Source organism: Paenibacillus albidus (assembly GCF_014644435.1).
GTDB lineage: Bacteria > Bacillota > Bacilli > Paenibacillales > Paenibacillaceae > Paenibacillus_AQ > Paenibacillus_AQ albidus.
Window position 1 is genome coordinate 23874 of sequence record NZ_BMKR01000003.1, and the last position, 26208, is coordinate 50081.

At 55.5% G+C, this 26208-nt stretch carries 29 protein-coding genes and 1 pseudogene; 5 read left to right on the plus strand and 25 right to left on the minus strand.

Translation table 11 applies throughout. The features are described 5' to 3' along the window. Positions 1-132 precede the first annotated feature (132 nt). Together IEY53_RS03515 and IEY53_RS03520 are read right to left on the minus strand one after the other, a co-directional pair. Complete coding sequence (locus IEY53_RS03515) at positions 133-1152, minus strand: LacI family DNA-binding transcriptional regulator (RefSeq protein WP_189022238.1); 1020 nt, start codon at positions 1150-1152, stop codon at positions 133-135. 53 nt (positions 1153-1205) lie between these two features. Further along, positions 1206-1688 carry a hypothetical protein gene (locus IEY53_RS03520; protein WP_229695956.1) on the minus strand — a complete coding sequence of 161 codons (483 nt, stop codon included), beginning with the start codon at positions 1686-1688 and terminating at the stop codon, positions 1206-1208. Positions 1689-1990: 302 nt separating this feature from the next. On the opposite strand from IEY53_RS03520, the gene IEY53_RS03525 reads away from it, so the two are divergent. Beyond that, positions 1991-2788: an HNH endonuclease gene (locus tag IEY53_RS03525; RefSeq protein ID WP_189022239.1), complete on the plus strand. Its 798-nt coding sequence runs from the start codon at positions 1991-1993 to the stop codon at positions 2786-2788. 116 nt (positions 2789-2904) lie between these two features. Here IEY53_RS03525 and IEY53_RS03530 read toward each other — a convergent pair whose 3' ends face one another. Continuing rightward, a complete protein-coding gene (locus tag IEY53_RS03530; protein ID WP_189022240.1) occupies positions 2905-3099 on the minus strand; it encodes a YwbE family protein in 195 nt (64 codons plus the stop codon). A gap of 96 nt (positions 3100-3195) precedes the next feature. Between IEY53_RS03530 and IEY53_RS03535 the strand changes: the two genes are divergently transcribed. After that, positions 3196-3498: a hypothetical protein gene (locus IEY53_RS03535; protein WP_189022568.1), complete on the plus strand. Its 303-nt coding sequence runs from the start codon at positions 3196-3198 to the stop codon at positions 3496-3498. 14 nt (positions 3499-3512) lie between these two features. Here IEY53_RS03535 and sdaAA read toward each other — a convergent pair whose 3' ends face one another. The 4 genes from sdaAA to IEY53_RS03555 form a co-directional block, all read right to left on the minus strand. After that, complete coding sequence (sdaAA, locus tag IEY53_RS03540; protein WP_189022241.1) at positions 3513-4391, minus strand: L-serine ammonia-lyase, iron-sulfur-dependent, subunit alpha; 879 nt, start codon at positions 4389-4391, stop codon at positions 3513-3515. Then, positions 4388-5098, minus strand: coding sequence for an L-serine ammonia-lyase, iron-sulfur-dependent subunit beta (gene sdaAB / locus IEY53_RS03545; protein WP_189022242.1), 711 nt, complete (start codon positions 5096-5098; stop codon positions 4388-4390). The genes sdaAA and sdaAB overlap by 4 nt, the downstream gene beginning before the upstream one ends. Before the next feature lie 113 nt (positions 5099-5211). Beyond that, positions 5212-5613 carry a GNAT family N-acetyltransferase gene (locus IEY53_RS03550; protein ID WP_189022243.1) on the minus strand — a complete coding sequence of 134 codons (402 nt, stop codon included), beginning with the start codon at positions 5611-5613 and terminating at the stop codon, positions 5212-5214. Between the two features lie 11 nt (positions 5614-5624). After that, the gene (locus tag IEY53_RS03555) at positions 5625-6083 is read right to left on the minus strand and encodes a GNAT family N-acetyltransferase (protein WP_373293790.1); all 459 of its coding nucleotides are present in this window, start codon (positions 6081-6083) and stop codon (positions 5625-5627) included. A gap of 215 nt (positions 6084-6298) precedes the next feature. Between IEY53_RS03555 and IEY53_RS03560 the strand changes: the two genes are divergently transcribed. Both IEY53_RS03560 and IEY53_RS03565 read left to right on the plus strand, forming a co-directional pair. Then, positions 6299-7198, plus strand: a complete 900-nt coding sequence (locus IEY53_RS03560) for an SDR family oxidoreductase (protein ID WP_189022244.1) — start codon at positions 6299-6301, stop codon at positions 7196-7198. A gap of 25 nt (positions 7199-7223) precedes the next feature. Continuing rightward, positions 7224-7682 carry a hypothetical protein gene (locus tag IEY53_RS03565; RefSeq protein WP_189022245.1) on the plus strand — a complete coding sequence of 153 codons (459 nt, stop codon included), beginning with the start codon at positions 7224-7226 and terminating at the stop codon, positions 7680-7682. Positions 7683-7735: 53 nt separating this feature from the next. Here the strand turns inward: IEY53_RS03565 and IEY53_RS03570 are convergent, their stop codons facing one another. From IEY53_RS03570 to IEY53_RS03640, 16 genes and pseudogenes are all read right to left on the minus strand, one after another. Then, on the minus strand, positions 7736-9394 hold the full coding sequence (locus IEY53_RS03570) for an NAD(P)H-hydrate dehydratase (RefSeq protein WP_189022246.1): 1659 nt from the start codon (positions 9392-9394) through the stop codon (positions 7736-7738). A gap of 277 nt (positions 9395-9671) precedes the next feature. After that, on the minus strand, positions 9672-10949 hold the full coding sequence (locus IEY53_RS03575; RefSeq protein WP_189022247.1) for an alpha-L-fucosidase: 1278 nt from the start codon (positions 10947-10949) through the stop codon (positions 9672-9674). Positions 10950-10979: 30 nt separating this feature from the next. Continuing rightward, positions 10980-11957 (minus strand): ROK family protein, encoded by a 978-nt coding sequence (locus IEY53_RS03580; protein WP_189022248.1) that lies wholly within the window; start codon positions 11955-11957, stop codon positions 10980-10982. Further along, the gene (locus IEY53_RS03585; RefSeq protein WP_189022249.1) at positions 11944-12672 is read right to left on the minus strand and encodes a copper homeostasis protein CutC; all 729 of its coding nucleotides are present in this window, start codon (positions 12670-12672) and stop codon (positions 11944-11946) included. The genes IEY53_RS03580 and IEY53_RS03585 overlap by 14 nt, the downstream gene beginning before the upstream one ends. 16 nt (positions 12673-12688) lie before the next feature. After that, positions 12689-14179, minus strand: coding sequence for a M17 family metallopeptidase (locus IEY53_RS03590; protein WP_229695957.1), 1491 nt, complete (start codon positions 14177-14179; stop codon positions 12689-12691). 14 nt (positions 14180-14193) lie between these two features. Then, a complete protein-coding gene (locus tag IEY53_RS03595; protein ID WP_189022250.1) occupies positions 14194-15186 on the minus strand; it encodes an ABC transporter ATP-binding protein in 993 nt (330 codons plus the stop codon). Then, positions 15183-16187, minus strand: coding sequence for an ABC transporter ATP-binding protein (locus tag IEY53_RS03600; RefSeq protein ID WP_189022251.1), 1005 nt, complete (start codon positions 16185-16187; stop codon positions 15183-15185). Before IEY53_RS03600 ends, IEY53_RS03595 begins: the two co-directional genes overlap by 4 nt. 12 nt (positions 16188-16199) lie before the next feature. After that, positions 16200-17111 carry an ABC transporter permease gene (locus IEY53_RS03605; protein ID WP_189022252.1) on the minus strand — a complete coding sequence of 304 codons (912 nt, stop codon included), beginning with the start codon at positions 17109-17111 and terminating at the stop codon, positions 16200-16202. A gap of 34 nt (positions 17112-17145) precedes the next feature. Continuing rightward, positions 17146-18069, minus strand: coding sequence for an ABC transporter permease subunit (locus IEY53_RS03610; RefSeq protein WP_189022253.1), 924 nt, complete (start codon positions 18067-18069; stop codon positions 17146-17148). A 99-nt stretch (positions 18070-18168) separates the two neighbouring features. Next, complete coding sequence (locus tag IEY53_RS03615) at positions 18169-19776, minus strand: glutathione ABC transporter substrate-binding protein (RefSeq protein WP_189022254.1); 1608 nt, start codon at positions 19774-19776, stop codon at positions 18169-18171. Between the two features lie 90 nt (positions 19777-19866). Further along, positions 19867-20871 (minus strand): asparaginase, encoded by a 1005-nt coding sequence (locus tag IEY53_RS03620; RefSeq protein ID WP_189022255.1) that lies wholly within the window; start codon positions 20869-20871, stop codon positions 19867-19869. Between the two features lie 33 nt (positions 20872-20904). Next, positions 20905-22062: an ROK family transcriptional regulator gene (locus tag IEY53_RS03625; RefSeq protein ID WP_189022256.1), complete on the minus strand. Its 1158-nt coding sequence runs from the start codon at positions 22060-22062 to the stop codon at positions 20905-20907. Positions 22063-22308: 246 nt separating this feature from the next. Further along, on the minus strand, positions 22309-22587 hold the full coding sequence (locus IEY53_RS34920; RefSeq protein ID WP_229695958.1) for a transposase: 279 nt from the start codon (positions 22585-22587) through the stop codon (positions 22309-22311). Positions 22588-22624: 37 nt separating this feature from the next. Then, positions 22625-23120: pseudogene (locus IEY53_RS36260) on the minus strand (transposase); the annotation flags it as partial. Between the two features lie 142 nt (positions 23121-23262). Beyond that, positions 23263-23895, minus strand: coding sequence for an NAD(P)-dependent oxidoreductase (locus IEY53_RS03635; protein WP_189022257.1), 633 nt, complete (start codon positions 23893-23895; stop codon positions 23263-23265). Positions 23896-23926: 31 nt separating this feature from the next. Next, entirely contained in the window at positions 23927-24358 is a 432-nt protein-coding gene (locus IEY53_RS03640) for a GNAT family N-acetyltransferase (RefSeq protein WP_229695961.1), read from the minus strand. A 243-nt stretch (positions 24359-24601) separates the two neighbouring features. Here IEY53_RS03640 and IEY53_RS03645 point away from each other — a divergent pair, with 243 nt between their 5' ends. Further along, a complete protein-coding gene (locus tag IEY53_RS03645; protein ID WP_189022258.1) occupies positions 24602-24916 on the plus strand; it encodes a hypothetical protein in 315 nt (104 codons plus the stop codon). Positions 24917-24994: 78 nt separating this feature from the next. On the opposite strand, the gene IEY53_RS03650 is transcribed toward IEY53_RS03645, so the two are convergent. Continuing rightward, positions 24995-25216, minus strand: a complete 222-nt coding sequence (locus IEY53_RS03650; RefSeq protein ID WP_189022259.1) for a YezD family protein — start codon at positions 25214-25216, stop codon at positions 24995-24997. Between the two features lie 102 nt (positions 25217-25318). After that, positions 25319-26182, minus strand: a complete 864-nt coding sequence (gene cysW, locus IEY53_RS03655; protein ID WP_189022260.1) for a sulfate ABC transporter permease subunit CysW — start codon at positions 26180-26182, stop codon at positions 25319-25321. Between the last annotated feature and the right edge of the window lie 26 nt (positions 26183-26208).

The following is a 26208-nucleotide window of genomic DNA, read 5'->3' on the forward strand; positions in this document are numbered from 1 at the left end:
TCACCAATTAGGTTGGACCTGCCTCAGCTAGGTTGGACTTGGCTCCGTTAGGTTGGACCTGCCTCTGTTAGGTCGGACTTGGCTCCGTTAGGTCGGACCTGCCTCTCTCCGGTTTGGGACCAGGGGCCGCCCTTACTCCCCGCCTGCCGGAGGTGCACAGGAATCCCTGACGACCAATTCCACCGGCAGCACCAGGGCTTCCTGGCCTGTAAGCAGCCCGTCAATGGCAGACAGCAGCAGCTCTGCGGCCCGGCTTCCGAGCCGACCCGTGTCCTGCCGGACCGTCGTGAGTCCGGGGGTGACATATCTGGCAAGATCGATATCGTCGTAGCCTATGACCGAGAGATCCCCGGGCACGCGGAGCCCGCTTTCCCGGGCCGCCATGATGGCTCCTATTGCCAGCATATCACCCGAAGCAAACACGGCGGTCGGGCGTTCCGGCAGCTGCAGCAGCGCAAGCATTGCCCCATAACCGCTCTCCTGAGAATAGTAGGCTCCTTCAGCAATGAAGCCCTCTTTTACTCGCAGGCCCTGCGCCTTCATAGCCGCCTCATACCCCAGCTGCCGCCGGTTTCCCGGAATCGTATTCAGCCCTCCGGAAATATGTGCAATCCTGCGGTGTCCCAGCGCTGCCAGATATTCTACCGCCAGCCGGGCACCGGCCTGGTTGTCGGAGCATACCGTATGCGACTGCGGCGTCTCATAATCCACAATCACCGTAGGAATATTGCTGTCCAGCAGTTCCTGAAAGTAAGGGTCTTCATAATCGGATAAAAAGACCACCACCCCGTCGACGCCGCGAATCCGGCAATTCTCCAGATACCCGCTTTGCTTGCCGCCAACATTTTTGGAAATGAACATGAGCGCATAACCTTTGTCTACAGCCACCTGCTTGAAGCTTTCGATCACGCTGCTGAAAAATGGATGCCGGATACCGGCTCCCGTGCTCTCCACGAACAGTACACCGATCGTCCACGATTTCTTGGTGGTCAGCGTACGGGCATGGGCATTGGGCACATATCCCATCTCCCGGGCGGTCTGAAGGATCTTTTGGCGGGTCTTCTCCCGTACATCGGAATAGTTATTGAATGCCTTGGATACCGTCGTTGGAGAGTAACCGGTTCTTTTGGCAATATCGTATATGGTTGTCATTCCGGTTCACTCCTGCCCTGTCAGATGTAAGCCCTTTTATGTTCACTGCCATTCTAACTTCTTTGATTACTGTCGTCCAGCACAAAATACCTCTGCACCGCAGGCAGCAGCGTAACCGCTTGAATGAGCAGCCCCAGACTCATATAAAATACATGTATAAACACGGCCGTATTCATCATATAGGTCTGCACCATGATCCAGATGATCAGCCCGAAGCCGATATAGAGGGACAGTGCCCACGAGCTGTGCAATCCTTCAAACGGATTTACCCGCTCCGCCCATTTCCAGCAAGGCCGCTTAATCATGCTGTACAGGACACCCAAAGGCAGCAATCCGAATACAAGCAAGAGCAACAGACCTGGAATCGCAAAGTTCGCGAAGGGTGATTTCACAAGAATGGAGGTATCCATTCCGATCATCTGCCCGCTTGGGTCCACGATCAGCACCAGACCGCCCGCAATCGCACCCAGCCCCAAAAAGACATGGAGAACATAAAGCAAGGCTACCGTCTTTGGCCTTTTTTGCTTCTGCACCATTTCCAATCCCTCATTTCTGTGTATAAAATAGATAAGAGCACCCGCTTCCCGCACGCACTGTAGAATCAACTGGCTCTTGCTTGAAATTCTACAGCTTTCTTCGTTCAGGCGCGGAGACACTTGTCACACCGGATAACCTGGCCTAAGAGCCTGCGGTGTGAACAGCGGCACTTTGCGCTATACTATAGCTATATGAAAAAACCAATCTATCCAGGGAAGTTATACCGTCTTATATCACAAGAAAATCGAGGGGGCTGGACAGGGCCAAGCGATCAAGCAGACACCCTGCCACACATATACTTATGACCGATATCCTTTTGCCATTATCCAAAAAATGCGCCTACTGCCAGCAGTTGAAACCGCTCTCCGAATTCCGCAGACGGACAGGCAAACGCTCCAAGGGCCAATCCCGCCGCGGCGCTTGCCGGGAATGCCGCAAGCAGCGGGAAGCTGCGGCACCCGCCGCTCCGCTGCGGAGCAAGGCGTCCTCTACGCCAGCCATTGCCGGACTGGCTCCGTCCGGCCCGCCGCCGGCACAGCGGCGGCCGGTCTCCGCAGCCACTGTGCTGCCGCCGAAGCCTTCGCCCGCCAAAGCCCATCAGCATTCGCTGCCGGAACGATCCAAGGAAGGCAAGGCGCCTTCCGCCTCTCCGGCAGCCAAGGCGAAATCCCGGCCGCGCGGCGCAGAGCAGCGGCGCACCCCGCCGCATCGGGGCGTTAAACCCGATCCGCAGGATGTGTCCGCCCTGGTCCCGTCTGCGCAGGGCATGATTCTGATGCGCGGCCACAGCGACAAAGGCCGGCGCTGGCATCAGGAGATTGATCTGGAGCTTGCTGTGACTCTGGTCAAGGAAAAGGCAGCCATCGTTCTGAACCGCCGCACCATTCGCCGCCTTTACAGCAATAAGGATTTTCGCAAGCTAATCTTGACGCGGGACAATTACACCTGTTATTTCTGCGGCTTATACGGAGACACCATCGACCATCTGCTGCCGCGCGCCAAAGGCGGCCATACCACACCGGTTAACTGTGTATGTGCCTGCAATCTGTGCAATCAGACCAAAGCCGACCAGTATGTCGAGGAATTCATGAGCCGGTAACGTTTTGTTAAGAAATACGATAAAGCCCCGCCTGGATTCATGGCTGTTCAAAAAGAACAGCCAGGACCCTGGCGGGGCGTTTCAGTATGCGGCATTGTAATGCAGCCATATTCCAGTTAGCTCGTAATCTGTTTGACCCTTCCCACTTGTCCGCTGGTCAGTCTGACTTTGATGCCATGCGGATGGCGGGGTGAATTGGTCAGAATATCCTTAACCGTGCCGTGCGTGAGCTTGCCGGAAGCCTGATCCTGCTTCAGCACGATATCCACTTCAAGCCCGGCGCGGATGTCCGCTCTTACTTGTCCATTCATGATGATGTACTCCCCTTTCGTATGGCTCTTATTATATCAGAAGAGGGAAAGGAGTTATAATGGAGTCAACTCTTAAAGATAAGGATGCGAGCAACGATGGCCTTCGGCATTAACAGAGATGAACTGAACCGCTGGAAAAAAGCGGTCTCCGCAGGAGAGATCGCCTTTTTGACCCATTATTGGCTGGACCCGCGTTTTCCCGGTGTAACGACAGTCACCAAGGTAGGCTGCAGTGACCTTGACCGGCTGGCACGCTGGTGCGAGGAGAACGGTCTGCCTGCCAAGTATATTCATAACCGCTCGCCGTTCCCCCATTTTGATCTTATTGGACCCAAACAACCGGACATTCTGCGGAAAGAAGGACTGTGGGACCAACTGGAACGCTTCAAAATGCGCTGAGCCGCGCGGAAATATTACTTCTTGCGCCGCAGGTCCGCCATGATTCGGCGGCCGGTCGGCGTCTGCGCCAGTCCGCCGCCTGCTGTCTCCCGATGTTTCTCCGGCATGGCCGAGCCCACCTCCAGCATCACCTTGATGACTTCGTCCGAAGGAATCACGCTGCGTACCCCGGCGAGGGCCATATCCGCCGCGGCCAGAGCCGTCACCGCTCCGAAGCCGTTTCTGACAATGCAAGGGATCTCGACCAACCCGCCAACCGGGTCACAGATCAGACCCAGCGTGTTCTTCAGCGCCAGCCCCACAGCATGCACCGCCTGGGCAGGGGTTCCGCCGCGCAGCTCTGTCAGTGCGCCCGCCGCCATGCCTATAGCAGACCCGACTTCGGCCTGGCAGCCTCCTTCCGCTCCGGATACAAAGGAATTGTTGGCAATCACATACCCGATGGCCCCGGCAGCGAACAGGCCGGACACCATAAAATCATCCTCCCAGCCAAAGCGCTCCTGGCAGCTGAGAAATACGCCGGGGATGATGCCGCAGGACCCGGCTGTAGGTGTGGCGATAATGCGGCCCATAGAAGCATTCACTTCCGAGACCGCCAGTGCATAAGCCATGGCCTGACCTGCCGGTCCGCCCAGACAGGGCTCCCCTGCCGTATTGTAGGCCCCGACGCGCTGGGCATCCAGCCCCGTCAAGCCGCTGCGCGAGGTGGTATCCTCATGCATGCCGCGATGGACCGCTTCTTTCATCACACCATAATATTCGCTCATTGTAGCAAATTCCTGCTTGATGGAGCGTCCGGATTCCGCGCTCTGCTCCTCCAGCATCAGCGCACCGATCCCCAGCCCCCGTTCCTCGCATAATACAGCCAGCTCACTTAATGTCTGAAAATTCATGTTGCGCCTTCCTTTCCCGGCTTTTCCCGTCTGCCTTCATTCAAATCAACCAGCTTCACCGATTTCACAGCGGGCAATGACTCCAGCGCCTCAAGCAGCTCCACCGTAGCCGATTCATCCAGCTCCAGCACTGTCAGAGCTGCTCCGCTGCGGTTCTTGCGGTCCAGCGACATATGGCCGATGTTGAACTCCCCTTTGCGCATCACATCCGTAACGCTCGCCAGCACACCCAAATAATCCATATGCTGAATCAGAACGGTTGGATACATACCGGTCAGCTTGACGCTGAAGCCGTCGATATCGACAATCTCAATATTACCCCCGCCAATGGATATGCCCGTAAGCGTAAGCACTTGTCCCGTCTCTTGTCCGGTAAGCCGCAGCCGCACCGTATTGGGATGTGGAAACAGTCCCGTGCCCTGGGCAAAAGAAATATCCATCCCGGCTTCTGCCGCAAGCTCTATCGAATCCGGCAGCCGGTGGTCATCGGTAGGGAAATCAAGCAGTCCTCCGGCAATGGCCCGGTCTGTACCGTGTCCCTGATACGTTGCGGCGAAGGAGCCAAAAAAGGTCACTTCGGCAACGCTTGGCCTTTCACCAAGCACCTGCCTGGCCGCTCTGCCGATCCGCGCCGCCCCCGCTGTATGTGAACTGGACGGCCCTACCATGGCAGGGCCGATAATCGAGAAAACATCCTTGAACCGCATAGAAAGGTCGCCCGCTTTCAATTGATGAAATAGATGCTTATGCCCCTATTATACTGCACATATCCGCAGACAACACCGTAACATGAGCTGTGACGTTGCCCGGATCTCCCTGCTTAGACATCTTGGGAATACAGCAGAATTCCGTCCCTGCGCTGCCAGCCGAGGCCTGCCCAGAAACCCTGCCCCTGCTCGTTCCCCGCAATCACCATCAAGTGGCATTTTACAATCCCCTGCTCCCTCAGCCTGTCAAGACAACGGGCGACCAGCGCGCGGCCCACACCTAACCCCCGGCAATCCCCGCTGACCGCCACATGATACATATAGCCTCTTCGTCCGTCATGGCCGCACAGCGCCGTCCCGGCCAGCGTGCCATCCTCCCGGACACAAACCTGGCTGATTCCGCTATTTCGCTCTAAATAGAGGGTGATCTCTTCTCTTGCATCCGCACTGCTAAGCCCCATGCCCTCCGTATTCTCCCATAGTTCATAGGCTGCATCATAATCGGCTGTATTCATGTCTCTATAAATCAATGACTCTCCCTCACTTTCACAAACCGGTAGCCATTTATTTCATAGCCCAATTCCTTGTAAAAAACATGTGCTTCCTCCGCACGGCCAAGTCCGCTGACCAGCCAGGTCCCCAGACAGCCGCGTTCGTCTGCCAGTTGTTCCGCATACGCCATCAGCCGCCGCCCGATCCCTTGCCTGCGGCTGCTCCGGTCTGCGACCAGCAGCGAAACTTCCCCGTAACGGGTCATATCCTCAATATTCTCCCGCAGCCGGAACCCCAGAGCTCCACACAGCCGCCTTTCTGCATGACCTTCTCCAGCGGTGCATACATATAGTTCCTCAATAGGACTCGTTTTTATGAATTCCAGACGCCTTTCCATGTCTGCCAGCGGCAGCACTTTGCCGTTCAATTGTTTCATGAGCCGGCATAATTCCGGGGCATCCGCCTGCTGTGCCTGCCTAATAGATAAGTTCAACCCTATCCGCCTCCCTGTCCTCTTTAGCCCATGAGTTCTTCCACTTTTAATTTATCATCTGTACTTGCCGAACACCAGAACCGCGCCAGCCCCATAACGAACACCCTGCGGCTCTGCTGAGCCCTGGACGAACCCAGGCATAGGATGCACGCTTTTCTGGGCGGATGCATAGAAATATATGGACATTGTGACCGCCAAGGAGGACTGCCTGCAAGATGAATATCACTTATCCCTATTATGGTCAAAAGACGGTGTGCCGGGAACAGCCGATTGCTTTTCCTCCCCAGCACCAGGATCGCCAGCCCGGCCTTGAGAGCCTGATGAACCCCCGACCCCTCAGCGAAAATACGGAGGTGTGCGGCAGTGGCAAGCTGAAGGGCAAAATTGCCCTGATTACGGGAGGGGACAGCGGAATCGGCAAAGCGGCGGCTATTGCTTTTGCCAAGGAAGGTGCGGATGTGGCCATTGCCTATCTGTACGAGGACTCCGATGCCGAGGTTACCCAGCGGCGAATTGAAGAACTGGGGCAACGCTGTCTGCGGATTCGGACCGATCTCCGTTACAAACAGAACTGTACCGGGGCTGTAGAACACACGGTAGCTGTCTTCGGCAAGCTGGACATTCTGGTGAACAACCATGCCGTACAATATCCGCAGCAAAGTGTGCTGGATATCTCGGAGAAACAGCTGTATCAGACTTTTCAGACGAATATTTTTCCATTCTTTTTCCTGACCCAGGCGGCTCTGCCGCATCTGAGCAGAGGGGCTGCCATCATCAACACCGCTTCAATCACAGCCTACCAGGGCCACAAGGAGCTTATCGACTATGCTTCCACCAAAGGAGCCATTGTCACCTTCACCCGTTCCCTGGCCCTGTCGCTCGCAGACAGTGGGATCCGGGTCAACACCGTTGCCCCTGGACCCGTGTGGACACCGCTTATTCCTTCCAGCTTCTCGGCCGAAGAAGTCAGCCTGTTCGGGACGGATACCCCGCTCAAACGGGCCGCACAGCCTTATGAACTGGCCGGAGCCTATGTTTACCTGGCCGGCCCGGATTCCACTTACGTTACCGGTGCGTGCATTCATGTCAACGGTGGGGACATGGTCACAAACTGAGATTGTACCGAAAGGACACACAACTATGAATAAAATCCTTAAATCCGAGATTCCCTCGGTACGCCTGACCTCCGGGCTATATGCCTTAAGCAAGCTAGCCTGTGCCGGCATCACTTTCCTGCTGCTCTCCCTGCTGGTGCTTTTCCTTCCGGATATGATCGGCTGGCCGGAGGAATGGCCGGTATCGGCGGCCTATGCAATCTATGCCTACGGTCTGCCGGCCGCCCTTGTTGCAGATCTGTTCCTGCGCTTGCTGCGCAGCAGCTCCCTAGTGCTAGCTTTCCTTTTGTACGCTGCCGCAGGAGCGGGAGCGGGACTTTGGATAGAGGCCGAGCAAGGGGGGACCTTGCTTGTCAGCGTAGTGGCCGGCACCCTCTTACTTCTTGTGTTCCGGGCAGCCCTGATCCTGGTGGAACGCCTGCCTTTGCTCGTGCCGGTCTTCGCCCTCTTTATCCCGCTGCTGTGTCTGCTGCTGTTCACCTGAGGCACCGGCGGTACTTCATTCCCGAGGGAGGCCCCGCCGCTTCAAAGTCAGGCTTATAACGCTTCAATAATGTCTCCGGCCAGAACCGCCGCCGGATGATTCCGCTGCCGGGCTGCCCGTTCACCGGCCAGCCCATGCAGATATACGCCAAATGCCGCAGCCTGCGCGGCATCCAGCCCCTGCGCAAGCAGTCCGGAAATGATGCCGGTCAGGACATCGCCTGCTCCGCCTGTTCCCATACCGGGGTGCCCCGTGATATTCACATAAGCCTGCCCTCCGGGCGTGGCAATGACTGTGTGTGCACCCTTCAGTACCAGCGTAATTCCGTGCTTCTGTGCGTAGGCCATCGCCAGTCCGATCCGGTCCGACTGCACCTCGGCTGTAGACACGCCGGCCAGCCGGGCCATTTCCCCCGGATGCGGGGTCAGAATAACCGGATGGGAACGGCTTGCCCAGTTCGCATAGTCCGCTTCCGCCAGAATATTGAGCCCGTCCGCATCAATAACGAGTGGACAAGCCGCCCCTTCCCATAAGGCCCGAAGCCAGGCAGCATCTCCTTCAAACCGGCCCAGGCCCGGGCCCACAGCCATAACGTCACGCCCTTCGCTCAGCCGCAGCACCTCTGCAGCCGTTGCTGCATTCCAGTCGCCATTCTCGCCGCCGACCGGTGTCAGCATCAGCTCGGGGACCGCCCCGATTACGGCGGGCAGCAGCTTCCCGGGCAGCGCCCAGGTCACCAGCCCGCAGCCGATCCGCAGCGCAGCGCGTGCCGAGAGCAGCCCGGCCCCGCTCATCTGCATGGTGCCTGCCGCAAGCAGCACATGGCCGTAGGTGCCTTTATGCCCTTCGGGCGAGCGGCTGCGGGACACATCGACCGCAAGCCGCCCGCGCAGCACTTCCGGTGTCAGCAGACAGGCTTCGACCCCGCCGCTTTGGGCCAGCGAAGCGGGGATGCCGATGGAGCGGACCACCACCCGCCCCGCAGCGCCCGCGCCGGGGTACTGCACCAGGCCCCGCTTGAGGAACGCGAGGCATACCGTCACCGCCGCATGAATGCACGGCTCATGTAGCGCCCCCGTGTCCGCGTCCAGCCCGCTTGGGATGTCTGCGGACACGACCGGTCTGCCGCTCGCATTCGCAGCGGCAATCAGCTCCGCATAGGCACCGCGCGGGGCTCCCGCGCTGCCCGTGCCGAGCAGCGCATCCAGGATGCCGCTGCATTCGGCAAAGTCGAGCCGGTCCCGCCCGTATACGGCGGCGGGCAGGCCCATCGCTGCAGCGGCGTCCCGCTGCAGGGCGGCCTCGCCGGTCAGCGACTCCGGCGGCACGGCATAGACCAGCGTGACGGCGATGCCGGCCTCACGCAGGTACCGGGCGGCGACCAGTCCGTCGCCGCCGTTGTTGCCCTTGCCGACGAGGATGAACCACCTCTCGCCGGCAGCCGTGCCCAGCGTCAGCGCGGCATCGCCGCTGACGATGAAGCCGGGCGCAGCGGGGCCCGCGCCGCCGCCAATCCCAGCCGTCCCGGCTGCTGCTGTCCCCGCATCCCCCCGGGGACTTCCGGCAGACCCGCTCCGGCTGCGGCATAGGGCAATGATCTCCTCTGCGATAGCCCGTCCGGCATTCTCCATCAGCGCCACCGCCGGAATCCCGAGCTGCTCTATAGTCTCGCGGTCCAGTTTCCGCATTTCCTCCGCAGTAACCACATACATATCGTTCCCTCCCTGCTTTATCAGATCACTATGTGAATTGCAATTCCTGTTATGGCAACACGATTAAATCACTCTTCGGTGACCGCGTCAACACCGGCTTTTGTTCGTTCCAACCCGCTATAGGTAGTTAAAAAGAATAGGACCGTATTGGACATCTGTCCAGGGAAGAACGCAAAGAGATCGAGCGAGCGCCCGATCTCCTACACCGCAAGTATTTTATTAACTGATACTCGCACAGGGACAGCTTTTACTTGGCCCTCCACCGTTAAATACAACATCAAGGAATAAGCTCCAGCTCAATCACCGTATCACACTCGTCGGGCAGTTCAGCGCCTGTGAGCGTAATGAACGCGCCGCCGGCGGTATCCGAATATTCCTTCGCCATCCAGGGCGCTTCGACCTTCAGCTCGCTGCCGTCGCGCAGCAGCCTGGCCTTCTTGATCCTCCCATTTAATCCCTGCAGGTAGACCGGACCGATTCCCCTGTCATACACATGGGCATACAATAGGTTACCATTCTGTGTATATCGGCCCCACTCCGGCTTAGGTAGCAGAGAACCGCCGCAGCCGTAAATGCTGTCACCGTTTAGTCGCATCCATTCCCCAAGCCCCCTTAGCACCTCCAGTGATTCCCGGGTCATTTCCCCTTTGGCATCCGGGCCTACGTTAAGGAGGAGATTCCCGTTTTTGCTAACGCATTCCACCAGGGAACGGATCACCTGCTTCACGGACTTGTAATTACGGTCCCCGGCATGATACCCCCAGTTGTCATTGAGTGTAATGCAGGCTTCCCACGGAACGGGACTGCCGTTCACATCAACAATTCCCCCAGGCGGAATAATCTGCTCCGGCGAGAAGAAATCACCGGCGTATTCTTCCGGCTCCGCCGCGCGGATATTGCCACCCAGCCGGTTGTCTATAATGATATTTGGCTGGAGAGAGCGGATCATTCGGATAAGTTCAGTCGCCTTCCACTTCTCTCCGGTCATATCATCGTAGGAGAAATCGAACCACATGATATCGATGGGCCCATAATTTGTCAGCAACTCCTTCACCTGTCCATGCATGTAACGCAGATAACGGTCGAAGTCGATCGGCTTGTCCTTGACTTCTTCATTGCTCCGATCGGGATGGGCACGGTCTCCATAACCAGGGTAATCCTGATGATCCCAGTCAATAATCGAGTAATATAACCCAACAGCAATCCCTTCCCCGCGAAAAGCATCGACATATTCACTGACCAAGTCACGTCCAGCCGGTGTATTCGTCGCCTTGAAGTCAGTCAGCCCGCTGTCAAACAGACAGAATCCGTCGTGGTGTTTGGTTGTCAGCACTGCGTATTTCTGCCCCGCAGCTTTGGCCGCCTTTGCCCATGCCCGCGGGTCATATCGCGCAGCATCAAACTCAGCGAAATATTCCATGTAATGCTCCCGGCTCATCCGTTCATTGCCGCGAATCCACTCGCCTCTGGCAGGAATAGAATACAGTCCCCAATGAATGAACAGCCCCAGCCTATCGCGCAGGAACCATTCTGTCCGTTCTGCTCTAGTGCTCATTGCTTACACCCCTCCGCTGTGAAAACGCTTCTATACGCGACTTATTTCTTCTTCAAACCTATGGAATAGAGCCGCTGCTCCAATCAGACCCACATCATCTCCAAGACCGGCAGGGACGATGGTGAAGGTCCCTTGGTAAGGCTTCATTACCAACCGCTCCGTCGTGACGCGCAGCAGCGGGAAGAGCAGATCACCGGCCCTGCTGACACCGCCGCCTATCACAATCCGGTCGGGGTTGAAGGTATGCACGGCATTGGCCAATCCCAGCGCCATATAATCGATACTACGCCCAATGACCTCCATGGCCAGTGGGTCCTGCAGACTCATCGCCTCGAAGACATGCCGGGAGGAAATCTCCTCCCCATCCCTGCGGGCCAGCTCTGTAATCACAGAGCTTCGCTCCTCCATCAAGCCAAGCGCTGAATTCCGTATTGCCGTGCCTGAAGCGAAGACCTCCCAGCAGCCATACCGGCCGCAGCTGCACTGCGGCCCATTTGGATCTACAATGTTATGACCAAGCTCTCCGGCATAGGAATCCGTTCCAAGCAGCAGCTTTCCATCCAGCACAATTCCTGATCCAATCCCTGTACTCAAGGTGACGTATACCATGTTCTGCGCGCCTTTGCCCGCGCCCCTGGCATACTCTCCCCACGCTGCGGCATTCGCATCATTAACCACTCTGACCTCCGTCCCCAATGCTTCCTCCATCCATAACTTCAGCGGCACATCCGTCCACCCCGGCAGATTGGTGCCGTTAATCACGATGCCCTCCCGGCTGTTCACCGCTCCCGGAGAAGCCAGCCCAATTCCTGCCAGCGGATAACCTGCAGAGACGGATTGAATCTGTTCGATCATCCGCTGTACGATCTCCCCGGCGGTACGGGCACCCGCCGTCTCCATCTGTTCACGTTTCAGCATCGTCCCGTTCGAATCGAACAGAGCTGCTGCGATTTTGGTTCCTCCCAGGTCGATACCGACCATATAACTGTCCACCTTATGCATTTCCATTCACCTTTTCGCTGTTTGAATGTCGAGTAGTCCCGTGAATACTCTGAGTCAAAGCCCTCAGGGCTACCGGGTCAATCGGCTGCAGGGAATTACCGCCGAAGCGGACGGCAGATCCGAAGTGCACTTCTCCCACACCCGTCCGGGCGATGAAATCGGCAATCCCCTCCACCTTCAGCCCGCTTCCGGCCAGAATAGTCAGCGGCATGCCCTGCGAGGCTTCAACCAGCCTGCGCATAGCCGGAATGGCCTCCAGGGCAGGTCCCGGTCCAGCGGAGGTCAATACGCGTGTAATCTGCGGATAGTCGGCAAGGATACTCAAGCCTTCGAGCTGGTCCTCCAGCTCATCAAACGCACGGTGAAAGGTGACCTGAAGCCCCTTGGTAAGCGGCAGCAGCCGGTCCAGCGCCTGCCGGTCAATCTGTCCTTGCGGGGTCAATGCTCCCAGAACAATCCCTGCTGCACCACTCTCCGAAACCGCCTCGATTTCCGCCGCCATCGTTGCCAGATCATCCTCCGAGTAGACGAAGGAGCGGCTATGCGGACGAACCATTACGAAGACGGGAATGCTCACTGCGTCCACAACCTGGCAGATCAATCCGATGCCCGGTGTCAACCCCCCTTCTGTAATCGCGGTGACCAGCTCCAGCCGATCTGCTCCGTTCGCCTCAGCTGTTACAGCATCCGCCATGCACGTGGCGATCACTTCCAATATCATAACCCGGCCTCCACTCTTAACGATTGTTGTCTTGTCCACTCTCCTGCTTCAGAACGTAGTCAGCCAGCAGCCGCGCGCCATAACCGGTCGCTCCCCTTTCGGCATAACCTACGTCCTGCTTATACTGTACAGTCCCCGCCATATCGATATGGACCCATCTCATCGATTTCGCCACAAACCGGCGAATGAACAAAGCGGCTGTAATCGCCCCGGCGAGCGTGGAGCTGCCGACATTGCTCAGATCTGCGTAGGGACTGGAGAGCTCAGCCTCATACTCGTCCATCAGCGGCATGGGCCACAGCCTTTCGCCATTGACTTCCCCTATATCGGCAAGGTTCTGCGTCATCCCGGCATCGCCCCATATTCCGGCAATGGACAGGCCTAGCGCTGCGCCGACATTTCCGGTCAGTGTCGCAATATCTATGACCTCGACCGCCCCAAGCCGGGCGGCGTGGAGCAAGGCGTCGGCAATGACGAGCCGTCCTTCGCCGTCTGTATTGGCTACCTGAACGATCAGGCCGTTAGGATAACGAATCACAGAGGACGGTAGCATGGCAGCGGCATCGGGCACATTATCAACGACCGGGATGAGTGCGGTCACATTCACGGCCGCCCGGCGGCGCAGGAGAATGTCCATTGCGCCGATGACCGCAGCCGCTCCGCCCATATCCATCCGTGCGTCACTGAGATCACGGCCGTTCTTGACATTCATGCCGCCCATATCGAAGGTGACACCCTTGCCAATCAGCGCCAGCATGGGCAGATCCGGGTTAGCCTCATAACGGATTTCGACCATCGCAGGCGCATGTTTACTTCCCGCACCCACCGCCACCAGACCGTTCATCTCCAGCTGGTCAAGTTCACGCCCCCGATAGACCCGAACCTTAACAGGCACATCACTCCGTGTGAAGTACGTTTCCAGCCACTCGCTGAAGTAATCGGGATGAAGCGTGCCCGGAACTTCATTCACCAGATCTCGGGCAATACTCACCCCCGCTGCACGTGAGCAGCCGCTTTCAACAGCCTCCCGCAGACCGGCGGCGGACAACTCGGCCCATTCCGCTGACTGCAGCAGCAGATCGGCGGAGCCTTCAGTCCGACTTACCCCCCGGTAAGTCTGGAACCGGTACAGACCGAACAGCCAGCCTTCGGACCAGGCCTGCACTTCAGCCGCAGCGCCAATCTCTACAGTGGCTGAGGCCGCAGCTTCTTTTAGCCGCACAAGCACAGCTGCGGAGTAACCTTCACGCAGCAGGGCACGTGCAGCCCTTCCTCCCGCCCGGCGTATTCTCTCGGGCGTCAGTTCCCGGCGTTTGCCCATACCCACGGCCAGTACATCCGGCTCTTCCCCTGAGCGGCCATACAGCCATGTAATGCAGCCGGTTCGTTTATGCGCTTCCGCCAGCCGGAACACAAATGGCTCTTCTTCATACACCGGATATAGCAGCAGATTCCCCGGTTCAGGAGAATCGATCAGAATATTCATCCCAGTCCCTTCTTTACTCAAGAATTGTATAGCAATTAACGCTCCAGCTTCAGCATTTCTTCATCGTACAAATGGCAGGCCACCTCATGGCCCGGCTCAACCTCACGAAATGCGGGCACATTCCGCCTGCAGATCTCCATGCAGGAAGGGCAGCGCGTATGGAACCGGCAACCGGTTGGCGGATCTACCGGACTCGGCAGATCCCCCTTTAGGATGATACGCTCCCGCTTCAGACTCGGGTCCGGCACCGGGACCGAGGAGAGCAGCGCCTGTGTATAGGGATGAAGCGGCTTGTCATACAGCGTATCTTTATCCGCCGTCTCCACCAGCGTCCCCAGATACATCACGCCGATGCGGTCGCTGATATGCTCCACTACACTGAGGTCGTGGGAGATGAATAAATAGGTCAGCCCGAATTCCTCCTGAAGATCCTGCAGCAGATTCAACACCTGCGACTGGATCGAGACGTCGAGCGCCGAAACCGGCTCATCGGCCACGATCAGGCTCGGGCGGACAGACAATGCCCGCGCAATTCCAATCCGCTGCCGCTGGCCGCCGCTGAATTCATGCGCGAACCTTTCGGCATGCAAGCTGCTCAGCCCGACAGTCTCGAGCAGCCGGTAAGCTGCCTGGTCCCGTTCCTTTGGCGACAGCTTCGTATGAATCAGCAGCGGCTCAGCTACCAGATCCTTGACCTTCATCCGGGGATTAAGTGAGGCATACGGGTCCTGAAAAACCATCTGCATGTCCCTGCGGATCGGGCGCATCTGGTTATTGGTGCTGTGACTGATGTTCTGGCCCTTGAACCAGACCTCGCCTTCACTGGGTTCCAGCAGGCGAGTTACCAGCCTGCCTGTAGTAGATTTGCCGCAGCCGCTCTCCCCAACCAGGCTGAAGGTTTCTCCCTGGCGGATTGCGAACGAGATGCCGTCAACCGCACGCAGCGATTTGGCGGTACCCAGGAAGCCTTTTTTGACGGCAAAATACTTTCTCAGGTCCTTCACTTCAATCAGCGGAGTCTCCTTCACGCAGATTCCCCTCCTTCCGCGTTCTCCTGCTGCGTAAGCCAGCAGCGGCTCTTGCGTTCCTCCAGCCCTTCAACCGGAAGCAGCCTCGGCTCTTCTGCCAGGCATTGCTCCATAACGAATTCACAGCGCGGGGCGAACTTACAGCCATGCGGCATCTGCGACAGATCAGGCACATTCCCCTTGATTGATTCCAGGCGGCGGACCTTCTGGCGCAGCTTCGGAACGGAATGGATCAACCCTCTAGTATAAGGATGCCGGGGATTGGCGAACAACTCATGAACGGAGGCCTCCTCGACCACACGGCCTGCATACATCACTACCACCCGGTCACACAACTCCGCCACCACGCCAAGGTCATGGGTAATCAGCAGCATGCCCATGTCCTGTTCCTCTTTCAGCGATTTCATCAGATCGAGGATCTGTGCCTGAATAGTCACATCGAGTGCAGTGGTAGGCTCATCGGCAATCAGCAATTTTGGATGGCAGGACATCGCCATGGCGATCATTACCCGCTGCCTCATTCCCCCGGACAACTGGTGCGGATAATCGTCGACCAGTTCCTCGGCACGGGGAATCCCGACTAGACGCAACATATGAATCGCATGTTCACGGGCCTTCTTGCGCCCATAACCCAAATGCATCATAATCGGCTCCGCCAGCTGCAGTCCGATGCGCAGCACCGGGTTCAGCGAGGTCATCGGCTCCTGAAAGATCATCGCCAGATCATTCCCGCGAATCCGCCGCATCTCTTTCTCCGGCAGCTTTACCAGATCGGTTCCTTCGAACCGAACAGAACCTGCGGAAATTTTGCCAGGGGTATCCTTAAGCAGGCGCATGATCGAAAGCGAGGTTACGCTTTTGCCGCAGCCCGACTCGCCGACCAGGCCCAGCACTTCGCCTTTTTGTATATGAAAGTCAACGCCCGCAACCGCCTTTACGCTTCCACCTCCACGGGCAAACTCCGTTTCCAAACCCTGAACTTCTAGTAAATGTTGAGTCACGCCTCGCCCTCCTCAGTTCTTCATCTTGGGATCAAGCGCATCACGCAGGCCATCCCCGACCAGATTAAACGCAAGCACCGTCAAAAAAATGGCGATTCCCGGAAAATAAACAATGTGCGGAGCAATACTTAAATAATCACGGCCCATGCTTAACATTGCGCCCCAGTCCGGTTCGGTGGTCTTTGCCCCCATGCCGAGGAAGCTGAGTGACGCTGCGGCCAGTATGGCTCCGCCTACTTTCATCGATACATTCACAATGATGCTGGGAACCGTCTCAGGGAAGATATGCCGCCAGATGATCCGGCCATTCTTCGCCCCCATGGAGCGCGCCGCCTCCACAAAGAGGGTTTCTTTCGCCGACAGGGTGACGCTGCGGATAATCCGGGCAAATGAAGGGGTGCCGAAGACGGCTACCGCTATTACAACATTGGATAATCCCGGTCCGAGAATTGCCACAATCCCGATGGCCAGCAGCAGGTCAGGGAAAGAGAACAGAACGTCACTGCCCCGCATAATCAACCGGTCCAGCCAACCTCCGTAGAACCCGCTCAGCAAGCCCAGAATAGTACCCAGAACCGCTGCAATGAAGACAGCGCTCAAACTGACCGCCAATGTAAGCCTTGTGCCGTCAATCAGACGGCTGAGGATATCGCGGCCATATTCGTCCGTCCCTGCCCAGTGATCGGCAGATGGCCCAGCCATCAAGACCTCATAATTCGCCTCGTCCGGATTGTATGGCGTCAAGAACGGCCCAAAGACCGCAATCAGCAGCAGCAAAACAATAAATCCGGCGGCAGTCAGAGACATCCGCTGGCGGCAGAATTTGCTTACGAACTCTCCTATGCGGCCTTTTGTTTTCACCGGGGGCAGCACCTCTCCGGACAATGGAGAACCTGCTCCCATCACCGTTGAATTGTCGCTCATGATATCCCTCCACCTCCTAAATTCAACAATCTGCTTAAGATGAATATCTGATTTTGGGATTGAGCACCCCGTACAATAAATCTACGATCAGATTAATCAGAATAAATTGGGTTGCAAAAATCAGCAGCAGTGCCTGAATGACGGTGTAGTCGCGGAACAGGATTGAATCGACCAGCAGTCTGCCAAGTCCCGGGATACTGAACACTGTCTCTACCATCACAGAGCCGCCAAGCAGGAAACCAAATTGAAGCCCGGCTACCGTCACCACCTGAATCAGCGAGTTGCGCAGCGCATGCCTGCCAATCACCACGTACTCCCGCATTCCCTTGGCACGTCCGGTACGGATATAATCCTCCCGCAGCGTCTCCAGCATGGACGAACGGGAATACCGTGCCAGCATGGACATAATACCCATGCCCAGTGTGATTGACGGCAGGATGTAGGACTTCCAGGTATCAACGCCGCCTGTCGGGAACCAGCCCAGCTCCACCGAGAAGATCTGAATCAGCACCAGTCCGAGCCAGAAGCCCGGCACCGACATGCCGGATATAGCCGCCAGTGTACCCACGTAATCCGGCCAGCGGTTGCGGTACACCGCAGAGACAACGCCGATCAGCAGACCGATTAGAAGCGCCCAGGCCATACTCAAGAAGGTCAGCCATAGCGTAGGCATAACCCTGCTCATCAGCATGTCCGTAACTGCCAGACCCGATTGAATCGAGTTGCCGAGGTCTCCACTCAGCAAATTGCTCATATAATGCACGTATTGTTTCCACAGCGGCAGATCAAGACCAAGCTGCTGCCGGATCCCCATAATTTCTTCCAATGTTGCGTCCTGTCCGGCAATCAGCCTTGCAGGATCACCGGGAATTAAGTGAAGAAACATAAACACAAGTACAGATACCACGAACAGCAAGGGGATAACCCCCAGAAGTCTTTGTAAGGCATATCTACCCAACCCCTGCACCACCTTCCATCTGTTCCTTTGATATAGTGAGGCCGCTTCCTCCGGGAATGGAATGAAGCGGCCTCTTGCGGTTCATAATTGCCAAGCCTCTTATTTCACTTCAGCCTTCAGGATATTGATCGATCCGTCCGGGAATACCTTCACCCCTTCCAGATTCGAGCGTTTACCAGAGATGATCTGGTCTACACCCATGAAGGCCCAAGGTGCCTCTTCCCAGATTGTTTTTTGAATATCGGCATAGATCGCTTTGGCTTCTTCTGAATCTGTGGATTTATTGGCATCTGCAATCCATTGGTCGACATTTTCATTTTTGTAATACGCGGTATTGGAGCCCGCAGGAGGGAACATCTCACTGCTGAACAGACCTCTGGTCGCTCCATCGGCATCTCCGGACGACGGAGACCAGCTGACATACCACATCTGAACCTTGGCTTCCTCCGGCGTCTGCACGGAGTTGATCTGGTCGGACAAGGTGCCGCCTTCCATCGACTTCACTTCCACCTTAATGCCGACAAGCGCCAGCTGCTGCTGGATGAACTGCATGCCCTTAATCGTTTCGGATTCGTTCTCGCCCCAGATTTCGGTGGCGAAGCCATCCGGATAACCCGCTTCGGCAAGCAGCTGCTTGGCTTTCTCTACATCGTAGTCATAACCGGTCTGCTGGGAATAATATTGTGTCTTGGACGACATGGTAGAGTCCAGCTTGGAACCAAGCCCGGATTTGACCACCTTAATATACGCCTCTTTATTGATGGCATAGTTGATCGCCTGGCGTACCTTCACATCGTCGAAAGGTTTCTTCATCGTGTTCAGCGTCACATAACGGACGATGGTAGATTCCGTTGTATCCACAATGATATCCGCCTGACCCTCTACTTCAGACACCTGCTCGGTTGGCATCGGATAGATGAAATCGGCTTCTCCGGTCTTCAGCATGGCAATCCGCGCACCGTTCTCCGGCACCGGTCTGAAGGTTACACTGTCCACCATCGGCAAGCCTGCCTGCCAGTAGTTCGGATTCTTCACGACCACCAGACGGTCACCTTGCGTCCATTCCTTATACATGAAAGGCCCGGTACCTACTGGACTCTTCATGATATCGGCACTGTTCTCAGCCAGTGCTTTCGGGCTGATCATTGGAGCCATCGCTACTTTATTCAAGAAGGCATTGTACGGCTCGCTTAGGGTAAACACCACCGTTTTGGCATCGGGAGTCTCTACACTGGCCACTTTGGCGAAGCTTTTGCGCAGGCGCAGGTTATTCTGTTCATCCTGAATCCGGGCGATGTTGGCCTTGACCGCTTCCGCGTTAAAATCAGTACCATCATGGAACTTCACATTCTCCTGCAGGGTGAATGTATACACCAGGCCATCCTCACTGATCTTGTGTTCTGTAGCCAGCACTGGGATCACATTCATATTCTCATCAAAGCCCATGAGGCCTTCATACATCGTTCTGGCCGCACTGATCGAATGCGTATCACTGGCGTTATGCGGGTCAAGCGTCATGAAGTTGGAATTAATCGCAATCACAATATCCTTATCACTGCCTGCCGCTGTGCCCGTTTCCTGCGGCTGGCTGGTAGCAGTGGTGTTATTGCCTGCACTGTTATTTGCCTGATTCCCGCAGCCTGCAGCCACCACCGCCATAATCAGCAGCAGCATGAACATGGACCATACTTTTGGTTTCGATTTCATCCCATACACTCCCCTATAGATATGATGTATTAGAACAGCTTCTCGTCTTAGTTGTTGCCGAGACTTGAAGATCATTCCTGGATATTAAGATCAGACCTGCCATTCAAATACAGCACGCCGCTCACCTACCACGGTGCCACCGTCATTCACAATAATGTTAGGAACCACCTCATACAGTCGGTCAATCGTCTCTTGGTTGCTGTAGCCTATACGCTCCAGAATGGAGGCGATCAGACAAGGCCTTACCTGTTCGGATCCGTCGGATACCTTCATCGAGATGCCTAGCCGTTCCTTGCGCAGCCCGATGCCGTATACCCCTTTAGCTCCGCCCTTGGCCGCCAGATTGTCATCCTTCAGCAGTGCCGAACAGACAAATTTGCGGTCGGCGATCATATCAGGATGCTCATTCATAAGCTTGGCGGCATGAGCCGCTGCACGGCTTGTCTCTGGGTCCGCAATCAAATCAGGACAAGCCAGCTTTAGGAATGACCAGGCGATCCGGTGAAGCTCCAGTGCAAAGATTGGCAACCCGCAGCCATCAATGCCTTGCGGGATAGATTCCTTGGACACTCCCGCGATGTAAGCCATCGTCTCGATAATCTCGCGCTGTGCCGGATGATTCGTGTCGTAATAGGTGGACTCATCCCAGCCCATATGCTTGCTGAGGCCAAGCAGTCCTGCATGTTTGCCCGAACAATTGTGAAAGATTCTCCGGGTGGGCTCATTGGCCCGCAGGCGCTCTGCTTTTGCTTCCTCATTAAGCGGATAGGTCGAGCAGCAGCATAGCGAATCTTCGTCTATCCCCATTTTGCCAAACATGGATTCCAGCGCTTCAATATGATAAGACTCCCCCCGGTGCGATGCCGTGAACAACGCAGCCTCCCGGCTGGTCAACCCGTAAATCTGATCAATCCGCCGTTTCAGGCCCGGCAAGGCCTGAAACGGTTTGGCCGCTGAACGAAGATAGGTCATATGATGCGGATCACCGGCCTGGTACAGAATATTTCCCTTCTCGTTCACTACACTTACGGCACCGTAATGTACATTCTCAAGCACACCTGCACGATATTCCTCCACTAGTGGTACAAATTTCATTTTGCGCCTCCTTGATCCGCTTTAAATATTGAGCTACGCCAATGCGAAAAAACGATTCTGCGACAGAAGCCCCGAGCCAATCATCACGCCCTCTTCACTCAGCATCGAACGCCGAAAGGCGAAGGAGGCCCGCAGCGGTTCCCAGACAAAGCGGGAGAAATAGAGCTGCTCCACCTCATCGCAAATATCCGGAAACTTGTCGATCAGTTCTCCGCTCAGGATCACGCTGTCCGGGTTGTACATGCATACGACATTGTTAATTGTGATCGCCATATAAATCAGTGCCCGTTCAATTAGCTGGACCGCCCAGCGCTCTCCGGCCTGTCGGGCTTCGAACAACTCCTCGATTGTGCCTACAGGACGAATCCGGTTCGCTTCAGCGAGCAGTGAACTGATGTTAATGTAAGTCTGCAGGCAGCCCGTCTTGCCGCATTCGCACATCGTCCCGTTGGGGTCTACAGTGGTGTGCCCAATCTCCCCGGCACTGTTCATAACGCCGCGATAGATTTCGCCGTCGAGGATAAGCGCAGAACCCACACCATTCCCGAAGCCCAGCAGCGCAGTACAGCTTGAACCCACGGCGGCACCCTTCAGTTGCTCGGCAAGGGCCTTGACCTTAAGCTCATTGTCCACAGCTATTTCGAAGCCGGTCAACTCCTTCAGCTGCTCTGCAAGCGCTACATTCCTCCACCCAAGCTGTACAGAGAACAGCACGACTCCCTTCTCATTATCTACAATGCCGGGGAGTCCGACCCCAATGCCAACGATACGTGTACGGTCAATGGTGTGCTGCTGCACTAGCTCTTCCATGGCCGCGCCGATATGCATCAGAGTCTGCTCCGCACTCTCTTCAGGAACTCTCGGATACTTACCGCTGCAAACCATATTCCCCTGCAAATCTACAACTCCAATGCTCATCCGGGTGCGGTCCAGCTCAACGCCTACTGCCAGTACTGATGCATTCACCATGCCGAGCAGCGTTGACTTACGGCCAAGCCCAGCCGATACCTGTTCAGAGTTCAACAAGTAGCCCTGTTCGGTCAATTCACCGACAATACGGCTCACTGTGGTTGGACTCATGCCCGTCCGTTTAGCAATGGATGCCCGGGAAATGGGATGGTGATTCTTAATCATTTCGAACACGGTAAGCCGGTTCTGCCGTTTCATGAAATCCTGGTCATGTTTTTTCACAGACAAGTCTCCTAATTATTATCTTCACTGAATTAATACAAATGTAATTTACAAGAAATTCAGCATAAAACTAAATAAAATCTTAAAATAACTCAATAGTGTAGGTATTTCATATTTATATTCTCCATTGCTGGTTTTAATGATAATACTTTAATCCATTGACGTCAATATAAATGACACCATTTTCAATCAATTAATTTTCCAAGGATAATGGAAGGGCTTACTTTTTCGATATTTATAGAAATATTAAGTATCTAACATCAATCTAACATTAGTGTTGCTTTTCCATGATCCAAAGGGGATGTCCCATAAGTCTTGCTTCAGTAGATTATGGGCAAGGGAAAGCCAACCGACCTCAAGCGACACTTTGTCCATGTACCATCGCCAAAATCGCCGGAATTCCCGATTGTTCTTCAGTTGTCCAAACACACTTTCCAGTTCCGTCATCCGGCGCACAGACAAGGCATAACCTTCTTCACTCCGCAGAATTTCCCGAGCCTGACTTTGGTGCCACAGTCGTTCCAAACTAACGACCACTTCCCGATTTCCTGCGGCTTTGCTACTCCTGCAATTTGGCCTTGTGTTTACTCACGGCTTTCCCCCAAACGAACGTGTAGCGATTGGCATTGGCCTCAATCTTGGTTTCATCTACAAAGTAATACTCCAGGGAGACGTATGTTTCGTCTGCGAGAAATTGAAGGACTGCGGTAAATACGGTTTCGAGGACGTTCCTCATCCGCTGGGAACGGAAACGGTTAATCGTGCGGAAATCTGGGCACTGCCGTCCGGCCAGCCACATGAAGGGAAGGTTCTCCCGGACCGCTTTGGCGATTGCCGGGAGGAATAGATGCGCTGCGTATATGTATAGATAATGACTTTGGTGAGCATTGTGGGATGGTAGCTGTCGCGGCCACCGCCGGGGCAGGCAGCGTCAAAGATGGCGTCGCCCGAGCCGATTCACGGCGGCGTTAACGACACGAACGAGGTGATGTTGTGGAATGTCTTCCGCTAAATCCATTGGCCAGGCAAAGTTGGTCCATGGTATATTGAATGTACAAAGAAATCGCTCCTTTGGTTTGAAATGGTTGCTCGACACTTCCATTTTACCAAAGGGCGATTTCTTTTTTGTGTTTATCCAACTCTAAAAAAAGGGGGCGTCCCAGCATTTCATGGCTTATGGGACACCCCCTGTTACGATGTTTAATACGCCACCGTGAAACGGGTGCGGCTGAAATTGCCTTCCTCCATCTCATCCACCATAGCTACGGCAAAATCCTCAACGCTGATGTTGCTATCCCCATCCTCATCTACGATAAGCCGGTCCAGACCAATGCGGAATTGGCCCGTGCGGCGGCCCGGCTGGATGGAGGCAGCGGGGCTGACATACGTGTAATCCAGCTCGCAGTTTCTGTAAATTTCATAGGCATCGGCATGGGCAGCAGCCAGCGGCTTCACCGATTCCGGAAAGCCCGGCGTATCCATCAGCCGTTCCCCGGATTCCGTCTTCAGGCTGCCTGCACCGCCTACGATAAGCAGCCGGCTTACCCCGGCGGCCTCCAGCCCTTCCACAAGTGAGACAGCCGCTGCCAGCAGGTCCAGCTCTGCGCCCGGGTCCGGGCCGTACGCGCTGATCACTTCGCCATGTCCGCGGACGGCTGCTGCCACCGAAGCCGGATTCAGAATATCCACGGCTATCACCTGCAGGCGTTCATGTTCCAGCTGCAATGACTCCGGATGACGCACTGCGGCCGTCACCTCATGTTTTCTTTTTAACGCCTCCTGCACAATCGCTCTGCCAATAGTTCCTGATGCACCCAACACTACAACATCCATTTCCTTGTCTCCTCCATATGTAATCTAACGTTTATCCGGTAACCGGTACTATTCTGGGCAGAAACATTCCCTGCGACTGCGGCATCACCGGCACAAAACCATATTGTGCATACAACCTGTATGCTTCACCGTCCGCAATCAAACTGATATAAGCCTGTTTCGGCACTGTATCCAGAAAAGCGCTAATTTCGCCCATAATGATTTTTCCATATCCGCGCCCTTGATAAGAAGGCTTGACGGCAATGTCCGTGACTTGAAAAAAACACCCGCCATCGCCGATGACCCGCCCCATTCCTACAAGCAGCTCCTGCTCATACAGCGTAACCGCAAAGAGTGACCGTGGCAGGCCGACAGCCGCCCCCTCCACACTCATGCCGCTTAACCCGACTTCCTGCCGCAACGCCAGATAAGCCTCTACCCCCGGCAGGGTATGCGCGACAACCAATCCATCTATTCTGTCCAAAGTTTTCTCTCTCCTTACCCGCTTGTCTCTTTCTCAGACACAGCACTTCCTTACCAATATATACGACAGTGCTGCTCACAACAAGAAACAACGGCCTCTGCCGTGAAACGAAACGGGGTATTCCGCGTAAAATAAGATAACCATGAACAGAGCGGCGGTACTATAACTGCCTGTTCTTGAATACTGGCGCAAGGTGTGGAATAAATATCATTACATTACCTAGGAAAAGGTTGGTGAAGGATCATGTCTCCTTTGGGAAAACTTTTAAAATGGATAACTTTCGCGTTTGAGGCTTTTCTGGCCCTGCCGCTGGTCGGCGGCCTGTTTGTGGTAGCGAATGGCTGGGCTCCGCTGGGGATTGCCTTTGTGCTCCATGCCATAGCCGTTGTCGTAATCTTAAGAGACCGCGGCCCTATAATCGGGAACGCTCTTGGTATTATTACCTCAATTGTTGCGCTGATTCCTTTTGTCGGCTGGGTGATGCACGCCATCACTGCCATCGTGCTCCTCGTAGAAGGCATCTTCTCTTCACAACGGCGCAACCGCTACTATCCTTAATCACCCTGCATAGCCAAAAACGGCCTGCCCCCAATCCCGGGAGCGGGCCGTTCTTGTATAGATCTATGAGATAATGCCCTACCCTCGCCCCGCAGAACGGGAATCGGTCCGCCGGCTTCCGGTCTCTCCACTATAACGTGCATTTGTATTTTCGTTCTCAAAACGTTTGCGTTCCGTCCGTTCCATCTGAACAATCTGACCCTCGTGCACCACGATGTGCAGGGAGCCGAATTCCATATCATCCAGCAGTCCTGCAATCCGTGTTAGCCAGACCTCATCCACCTTCAGTGGTTTAGCCATTCTCCAGCCTCCCTTTTCCGGATAGGGAATATTCCCCGCTCTAATTCCGTAATAACCAACCTGTATACTTAGTTTTAAAGTAGCATGGAACCAAAAGAGCTGTCAATGCACATTTTTACGGGACAACCAGCTTTTCATAATCATCGTCACCAGTGCCAGCAGCAGCAATAATGAGGCTACGGCAAAAGAAGCCGAGAACTGGTATTCATTGTACAGAATCTCCACATGCAGCGGCAGGGTATTCGTCTCTCCGCGAATATGCCCGGAAACGACGGACACGGCACCAAATTCACCCATGGCCCGCGCATTGCACAAAATAATCCCGTAAAGCAGCCCCCATTTAATATTAGGCAGCGTTACCCGGAAAAAGACCTGCCAGCCGCGCGCCCCCAGCGTGATCGCCGCCTCCTCTTCCTGGGTCCCCTGATCCTCCATCAACGGGATCAGCTCCCGGGCCACAAAGGGGAAGGTTACAAACAGCGTGGCCAGGATGATCCCCGGAAGTGCGAACACAATCTTGATATCATGCGCGCTTAGCCAGGGGCCGAACCAGCCGTGTGCACCAAACACCAGGACAAAGATCAGGCCGCCGATCACCGGCGATACGGCAAAAGGCAGATCAATCAAGGTGATCAGGAACCCTTTGCCGCGAAAACGGAATTTGGTTACTGCCCAGGCCGCGCTCACGCCAAAAAGAGTATTCAGCGGAACGGTAATCACCGCCACCAGCAGCGTCAGCCGCAGCGCCGAACGCGCATCGGGGTCCGTTAATGCAGCCAGATATACATCCCATCCCTTCTTAAGTGCCTCTGTCAGCACGACAATCAGCGGCAAGGCAATCAGCCAGAACAGCACCAATCCGGCAGCGGTGATCAGAATCCATTTCACTGCTGCGGATTCCGTTGCTGCCGGCGAGGAAACGTTCTTCTGCGGCCGGGGAACGTAGAGGGGGACGGTGCCCGCCATAGTGATTTCCTCCTTCAGGGTAAATC